This is a genomic window from Nitrosomonas sp. Nm166 (assembly GCF_900112825.1).
GTDB lineage: Bacteria > Pseudomonadota > Gammaproteobacteria > Burkholderiales > Nitrosomonadaceae > Nitrosomonas.
The window spans coordinates 1-1,571 of sequence record NZ_FONE01000110.1 but is presented as its reverse complement, the minus strand read 5'-3'; the positions used below and the strand labels follow the sequence as shown (position 1 = coordinate 1,571).

Annotated in this window: 1 protein-coding gene; it reads right to left on the bottom strand. The window is 42.8% G+C overall.

Annotation, left to right across the window (positions count from 1 at the left end; all coding sequences use genetic code 11):
- Nucleotides 1-806: 806 nt before the first annotated feature.
- Entirely contained in the window at nucleotides 807-1,331 is a 525-nt protein-coding gene (locus BM021_RS14940; protein ID WP_090721764.1) for a DUF6030 family protein, read from the bottom strand.
- Between the last annotated feature and the right edge of the window lie 240 nt (nucleotides 1,332-1,571).

Here is a 1,571-nt window from a genome sequence, read left to right as displayed (position 1 = left end):
TGAAAAACTCATGGCGATTACTTCAATTACATGATTTAAAACATAATTATATCATTCCATGCAATTGAATGCACTTTCTGCCGTGCAAAGGTCTCAAGCTATGTTTGCTGAGCCAAGGCAGCGTCACGTTCAGCTTGAAGCATATAACGCACATCACGGGGGTCAAAACCTAGCCGTTACACTTGCCTAACCGCAGTCATCTCTTCACGAAATTCAGGGCGAAGAAGCGTGAGAAAAATGGCTCAACCTTGCCTCCGGACTCGCCACATCCCGCAGTCCAAGTCCGATATCGATGAGTACAAGGCTATCGTTAAACTCTACCAGCAAGCAATGACATGCAAGATGTCCATCGAATTAATGGCTCAGCCCGACCGCCCATAAGTTTGTCACCTAGAGGCAAGTAGAAATGCAGTTCAAATGATGAATATGCATACGGTTTCTCCTTATTAAATTCGGACATCAAGCAGTAAGGCGATGGCTTAAAACATGTTCTTCTTTATTAACAGCTCTGAATGACGTATTTATAAGGGCTTGTCCTTGCTGTCCTTTTTCCACAATTATTAGTATGAGAAATGCCTTATCTGACGCTCGGCGTCTATTCCGATTTCATTAAAGCTTTGCAATGATTTGGCTAGGTTGCAAACAATTCAGCAATTACCTTTGTAACGTAACTAATTCTCTTCCCTATCTCTTCTGTGGAAGGCTCGTGTTCTATACTGGTTCTTCATGACCCGAATAGAACGAAGTTGAATAGCTTACGGCTCGTTCGATGACGGTTTTAATTCTGCCGGCAAACTATTGCGAGCTTATTTCTTGGAAAGAGAGGAATGCGTAATAGTCAGGATGACCTTAAAGCTGTCAATTTGATGATCGGGCTTAAGAGTCAACCCTATCTTTCCAAATGATGTATTGATCCCTATGGGCTTCTGCTGCGATATTGCATTTACCAGTTCTGGAGGAATAGGTTTTGCCATAGCCTTAAATAGAGATACTGCTGCTGAATTAAGTCGTGAGAATGCTTGAGTACGCTCCTTGGCATTATTAATGTTGATCTTGAGGCGAATGTTGTTGGCCTGACTTGGATTCGTGCCATGAACGTAAAACGCAATGTTGTTTTCCATCCCATTAGAACCGGCTGTACCAAAAGGAATAAGTGTGGTCGTACACGACCATTCCCCTGGTACTGCCTTATTGGGTTTCCAACCTTCTGTACGTAACCCTTCCGAAACTAGGGCCGAGCAGAGTCGTTGTGGTTGTCCAAAGAAATCATCGGCTGCGGCAACGTGAGATGAGATTGCATACAAGATGACGAGCACTACGATTTTACTCATTGCGTATCTCCCGGTACCGAATTAGAAAACTAGATAAACTGTAAATTAAAATACAAAATTTGACAAATAATTAAAATGTAAACTACCAAACCCAGTCCATACTTAGTCAGCCCTGAACAATTCTATTTTCAGGCGTAGGCGAGTGTAAGACGATGGTTGGCTCCGTCATCATTCATTAATGGCCAATGCAATTGCACGAGAATGAGGGCGAGAAGAAGCCTCAGCTTCCTCAGAATCATC

Coding starts and splice junctions, on each gene's coding strand:
- BM021_RS14940 (WP_090721764.1), bottom strand. CDS start 1,331: ATGAGTAAAATCGTAGTGCTCGTCATCTTGTATGCAATCTCATCTCAC.